General features: G+C 37.7%; 4 protein-coding genes and 1 pseudogene. 4 read left to right on the top strand and 1 reads right to left on the bottom strand.

The features are described from left to right. Positions 1-174: 174 nt before the first annotated feature. The gene (gene purU / locus B2866_RS11370; protein WP_296194274.1) at positions 175-1,104 is read right to left on the bottom strand and encodes a formyltetrahydrofolate deformylase; all 930 of its coding nucleotides are present in this window, start codon (positions 1,102-1,104) and stop codon (positions 175-177) included. Positions 1,105-1,390: 286 nt separating this feature from the next. Between purU and gmtY the strand changes: the two genes are divergently transcribed. From gmtY to B2866_RS11350, 4 genes and pseudogenes are all read left to right on the top strand, one after another. Next, the gene (gmtY, locus tag B2866_RS11365; protein WP_296194271.1) at positions 1,391-2,857 is read left to right on the top strand and encodes a gamma-mobile-trio recombinase GmtY; all 1,467 of its coding nucleotides are present in this window, start codon (positions 1,391-1,393) and stop codon (positions 2,855-2,857) included. A 1-nt stretch (position 2,858) separates the two neighbouring features. Beyond that, a pseudogene (gene gmtZ / locus B2866_RS11360) lies at positions 2,859-5,447 on the top strand (gamma-mobile-trio integrase GmtZ). Next, positions 5,437-6,111 (top strand): gamma-mobile-trio protein GmtX, encoded by a 675-nt coding sequence (gene gmtX, locus B2866_RS11355; RefSeq protein ID WP_296194269.1) that lies wholly within the window; start codon positions 5,437-5,439, stop codon positions 6,109-6,111. Before gmtZ ends, gmtX begins: the two are co-directional and overlap by 11 nt. Positions 6,112-6,342: 231 nt before the next feature. Continuing rightward, a partial coding sequence (locus B2866_RS11350; protein WP_414706798.1) for a transposase occupies positions 6,343-6,599 on the top strand: 257 nt, incomplete at its 3' end.

Below are 6,599 nucleotides of genomic sequence, written 5' to 3'. Positions count from 1 at the left end.
ATTTTTTTTTTTTTTTTTTTTTTATTATTTTTTGTTTTTCTTTTTCTTCAGCCTAGCTCAGTCGGGGCAATTGATCTGTATTTGTGTCTTCATAACCTCAAATATATCATCTTGCTTCGGCTGTCACCCTTCTTTTATTACCCCAGCATACTTTTTGATACACCACCAAAAAAGCTAATTAAAAACCACGGTCTTATTACCCGCCACAATCACGCGGTTTTGTACATGCCAATTCACCGCGCGCGCTAAGACATTGCGCTCGATATCACGGCCTATTGCACGAAGTTCTGCCACCCCTTGACGGTGAGTGACACGATGCACATCTTGCTCAATGATAGGTCCCTGATCAAGCTCGGCTGTCACATAGTGTGCGGTCGCACCGATAAGCTTGACGCCTTTCTCATAAGCCTGACGATAAGGGTCGGCACCGACAAACGCGGGCAAAAATGAATGGTGAATATTGATGACTTGCATCGGCCAACGCTTGACAAAATCAGACGATAAAATCTGCATATAACGCGCCAATACCAGCAAGTCATTGCCTGCCATCAAGGTATGAATCTGCTCTTCTGCCTCGGCTTTATTATCCTTGGTGACTGGCACATAATGAAAGGTTATACCAAAGTTTTCTACCGCTTGGCGCAAATCTTCATGGTTACTAACAACAGATGTAATCTCGCAATCGAGTAATCCGCGCTGATGCCGCCACAGTAAATCTAACAATGCATGGTCGAACTTTGACACTAAAATGCCAACCTTGGTTTTAATCGCATTGTTATGTAAGCGCCACGCCATATTATGGCGCTTAGCCACCGTATGACCGAAGCTGGCTTCAAAGTTATCCATAATTTCGCTCAAGCCTGCTAACGCAAACTCTAAGCGCATAAAGTACTGCCCGCCTTCATGAGCGGTTGAATACTGATCGAGCGTAATAATATTGCCACCATAACGATGAATAAACTCAGATACGGCTTGAACGATACCCGCTTGATCGCGGCATTTAATCAATAGCGTCGCGGTATCAATAGCAGCCGCAACTGGTATGTTTTGAGAATTTTTGCTCGACTTTATGCTTGTTGTAGCAGTCGTGGTATTGTCTGACATAGTACGCCCAATTAAAAATGAAACGTGCTGCTTACTTTGAATATGGTTAGCAGCATAGGAAACTGACTATTCTAATCGCTTTTGCAAAACTTTGCTGATTGAGTTGCTTGTATTTGGTTATTGAGATTATGAATACAAAAACCCCCAACGCGGGGTTATTACTAGTGCTAATTAGTATATAAAACATATAAAATACTCTATCATTAGTATCTTTTATATATATAAACTACATTGTTATCTCTAGTTAAGAGTATATAATATATACTAATATTTCAGAATTAATATCATGAGAACAGTCAGAGTAAACGCAAAGATAATACAAGATGATTCAGGTGTCTTTAGTGAGATACCTGTACTTCTTGACCAGAACCAAGAAGTTATTGAACCTTTGATGAAATACACATTAAAGTTAAATAGAGATGGAAGAAGTCCTTCTACTATTAATGTATATGTCAAAGCTGTCCAAATGCTACTTGAGTATATAGTCGCTAACCAAAGTGGATTCACCTCATCTCATGCTGTATTTGAGAATTTTACTAGTCGTTTATACACAGGAACCATTGGTGAAGAAGGTTTAGACCCCTCAGGTTTATATTGGTTACCATGTAGTAAGCAATTAGCCAAGTCGTACATTCATGCCTTAAGTAGTTTCACAGATTGGTTAGTTGATAAGTATGACGCCCATTCACTTAATCCGTTAGTGGAGGCCGATAGTTATACTCAACGTTTAAACTACGCTGCATGGTTCCGTAAAAATCAAAATGACTTTCTTGGACATATCAAGGATACTCATATCAACTCAACCGTTCGTTATGCTCGGAATGTGCAAGGTAGAAAACCTCTAGGTAAACAAAAAACTGATGTTATTGAGTTTCCTGAACGTCATTTTTCTGAATTTTATTTCAATGGATTAGGCGGGACACCAACACGCCATATAGCTTTACGTGACCAGTTAATTTTACTTTTAATGCATGGGGGTGGTTTACGTGAATCAGAAGCCCTTCATTTATGGATTGACGATGTATTCGAAGATCACTTTGACCTGAATAGTGTAAAAGTTCGAATTTATCATCCTGAGGATGGTAAAGCTCCTAATAACTGGAGAAGTTCAACTGGAAAGACGACTAGATCTGCATATTTAAAAGAACGATACGCCTTAAGCCCTCGTAATCAATTAATTGGCAAGAAAAGAGTTGGATGGAAAGGAACAGTATTAGACGGTAAAGATAAGTATATTGAGGTTTATTGGTTCCCTTCTATTTTTGGTGAGGTTTTTGCAAAACTGTGGAAAGACTACATAAGGCTATTAGCAGGTATAGAGCGTAATCACCCTTACGCTTTTGTCAGTTTTCACACAAACCATTTAGGTAATGCATACACCTTAAACGCCTTTCATGATAATTATCGTAAAGGGTTAAAACGAATAGGTCTTGAACCAAGTAAAAATGAAGGGTTATCACCTCACTCTCACCGTCACAGTTATGGAAGACGTTTAAGACGAGCTGGTGTTGATGCTGTTGTTATAAAAAAGTGTCTTCATCACGCTTCAATAGAGTCACAAACTGTATACACCACTCCGACAGCTAAAGAAATAACTCTAAGTCTGAATGCAGCAACAGAGAAGCTTCTTAACCTGGCTCAAGAGACCCAACAAGTTGTTACTCCAAGTTGGGAGGCATTGACTCAAAATGGATTTGAAGATATTGATCCTAGCAGTTTGTTTACAGGTAAATATGCAAGGTTGAGAAATTAATATGAAAGTTAAAGTGAGAAAGGTCGATGGACGTAGCTCAGATACCTCATTAAATTGGCTAACTGAAACCCATGGTAAAGAGTGGGAAGAGTGGCGCCAGTTAGCTGAAAGTTGGTTCAATCACCGAGAAGGCGCAGAATCTTTAAGGCTTGATGCCTTGATATTGTTTTTTGATGTTTATTTAACATATATTGCGCCACAGGCCGCAGATCTAAATGTATTCTTTAAAGGTACAGTAACTGGTTGGAAGCCATCATCTGAAGAGCTTAAATCTATATTACTTAGTAATACTAAACGTTCTGATAACGAAAATTTAAATACAGCTCTAAATTATATTTTTAGCTTTATTGATTGGATATTAAATACTAGTTATAGCAAAGTTGACAATAATGGGAATCTATCTTTACTCTACCAAAACCCTTTTGACAGAGTAGGTTATATAAAAGATCATTCTGAAACAGTTCATAGCCCTCTTCCATATCGCTATATTTGTGACCTCCGTAAAATATTATGTCCTAAAGTTAGAGGTGATTTTTTAGACTGGAAATAGGCATATGGAAATAACGTTCAATCTCGAAACTGGTTCAAGGTTAAAGAAGCTAAAATTGATAAGACTGACAAAGATTGTGTTTGGCGAACCAGAGTTATTGGTCAGAAAAAAGTATATGAGATATGGTCACCTGTATCAGCAGTAGCTGTGTTCATAAAGCTACATCTTCCACTGAGAACCTATCAAGTTCGAATGTTAGATTCGGGTGAAGCGGATGATATGCGTTACGAAAATGGAAATTGGATTAAGAATACTAAACATTGCTTTGCTTTAAAAGGTCATCGCAAGGGTGTTTTTAGACGCTTTCAAGATAACGCAATAGGAGTTGAATCGACTGGTCTTTATATTAATACTAATAAGACATCCGACCAGAATAAAGATGAGTTTGAGCGCGGTTACGAAATACCTTGGCAGAATGAAGATGCTTTATATTGGCTTGAAAAGTTACGAAATTGGCAAGAGAAGTATAATTCAATTGTTGAGCCCACTAATTGCTCTAATTTACTAGCTAAACATACTAAGCAAACTAAATCTGCATCATATTTGAACAGTATGGGGTATGTTAGCTTTCTAATGCGAGATGCCGCTGCTAGCAAATTAATAGATAGAGACAAACCAATAGTAGAAGGTCCTATCAAATATTTTTGGTATGACCTTTTAGAAAAACTTCAAAATAATCTTTTAATATCAGGTGATAAATTACCAAATGGTGACCCGTTAAATCTTGTTCATGACTATGGAAAGGGGTATATAAGAAACAAGTCTAAAACAGAGTTTTCTCTGCATAGTCTTCGTGTATCTCTTATCACTTCCTATATTTTAGATGCCAAATTACCTTTACCAGTAGTATCCAAGCTATTAGCTGGTCATTCACGTCTTTTAATGACTGTTTATTATACAAAACTCACTCCAGCAGTCATGAAAGAGAAAATGCTTGAAGCAGATAAGCTGCTTGAAGGAAAATCTACTGAAAGTATCCGTACTTTCTTGAAAGATGCAGAAATGCGTGAAATAAAATCTAAAACAGCTTTTCATGACAATGAATCTATTGAGTCAGCACTAGTTAATCGAAATCCGATCGGATGGGAAAAGCGTCATCATGGATTATGTTTAGCTGGTGGCAATACTGTTAAATCTAATGAGATAGGTACAATTGCAGGATGTTGGAATGGTGGAGAAGTTATTCAAAGCTTAGGAGGTGCTACACGACGTGTCCATGGTCCTGTACTACACGGAGCTGAAAACTGTGTTCGCTGTCGTTGGTTTATAACGGACGCTAGTTATCTTCCTGTTTTAAATGCCCATCTAAACTTCATGAGCTACAGAGCTCATGAAGCGGCAAATCTTGCTCTTAAGATCGAGGGTGATATTGAAAGCCTAGAAGATATAAAATATCAAGCAGAAATAGTAAATAAGCCTTTTATTAAGCATAATGAGTTACAAGCACTTCAGAGGCGGCATGAAAAACAGTTAACTGAAGCTGATGAATATGTTAAAGATCTTATAGCAACCTTTGATTTAATCTACAGGTTAATAGAAATTGAACAAGGCCGAGAGGAAGGTGATACGCAAAATAAGCTTGTGGCAGTAGGATCTGAGAACGATATCAAAATTGGTTTTACAGAAACAAAATCAGATTTATTACATTTATCTTTATTATGTGAAGATGCTGAGATTTATCCGGATTTACTAGATGATGTTAAGAAGACATCCGCGATACAGGATAGAACTCAGATTCTGAGTCAAATTATGATGCGTAAGGGTTTTATGCCGCTGCTTGTCTCTTTGGATAGCGACCAACAGCTTATAGCTGCCAATGCTATGATGCGTCAGATGGCCTTACAAGCTAACCCTACAGATAAAGTAGATGGTTACCACCAAGTTGCAAATTATCTCGACTTAGAAGTATATATGAAAGATGAAGAGCTACTTAGTACTGGTATGGATACCCTTGCAGAAACAACTAAGCTACCTATAACAGGTATAACTATAAAATCGTTAAGCAATAATAAGATTGGGGTTGTTACTCATGCAGATTAACACTGATTTACTACTAGAAGAGCTTAAATCAAATAAGTCACAGCGAACGAAAAACTCCTTAGATAAACTTAATAGCTTATTGGAATCGCGATTTAAAAAAGGTTTAAAGGATTACTCCATTGCTAGCATTGGCAGGGCTTCAAAAGAAACTGGAGGTATTGGTACTGTCAGTATTAGAAATAAGTCAGGACAGCATTACTGCCTTTTGATTGACGCATGGGCTGCTAAAGCTAATACAACAATGAAAAAGCCTCCCGCACCTCATTCTAGGAAGAACGATATACCATCAGATATGGATTTATTAAAACGTTTGGATGACCCTGCTTTGCGTGCTGTTTTTGGGCAGATTATTGCTGAAAAAAATAAATTAAAAGCAGAAAATCGTATTTTGAAACAAAATACTGAGGTTATTATTGATAACAGACCTAACCAAGTAACTCAGGCTAAGAATACAGCAAGTAGCGTAGAAGTTATTCACTCTTTGAAAAAAATTTTAGTAGATTCTGAGATTGAGGCACTTAAAGATTCTATTGACGAAACGAAAATAGCAAAGCGAGGTTGGTGTGTAACTGAAAATGGTGCCATTAAAAATGAACATGACCGTACACTTTTTAAAGTAGGATTTATTAATGCTATTCAAAAAGTTTTATCACAAGTTTGGTGAAAATATGAGCAAGAAATAGAGTCGACCTCTTGCAAAAACACTATTTCATTGACGTACCATAACATAGTTACTAGGGTTAGCGAAGACTTACGCACGAGCATATAAAATTTGTGATACATAAACTGAGCCTTTCCTAAAAACTGTGTAACTGCTTATAATCCACTAACAGGAGAATAAGCAATGACTACTCAATCTGACATTAAAAAACTGGCTGAGCAAATGGTCAGTAGCATGAACAGCTTCGATGACATCAAAGACTTTCAGAAGCAGCTCATGCAATCCTTTATTGACACTGCATTAGAGGCTGAGATGGAAGACCATCTCGGCTATCCCAAGCATGAAAAGGCGGATAAACCAAACAAGCGCAATGGACACACTAAAAAGACCGTCCGCAGTGACACAGGCGATCTTGAAATCTCCACCCCCAGAGACCGCGACAGTAGCTTTGAGCCTGTACTTGTCAGTAAGCATCAAACCCGTATTTCAGG

Source organism: Psychrobacter sp. UBA3483 (genome assembly GCF_002377905.1).
Lineage (GTDB): Bacteria > Pseudomonadota > Gammaproteobacteria > Pseudomonadales > Moraxellaceae > Psychrobacter.
This window is presented reverse-complemented; position numbering and strand designations above follow the sequence as displayed.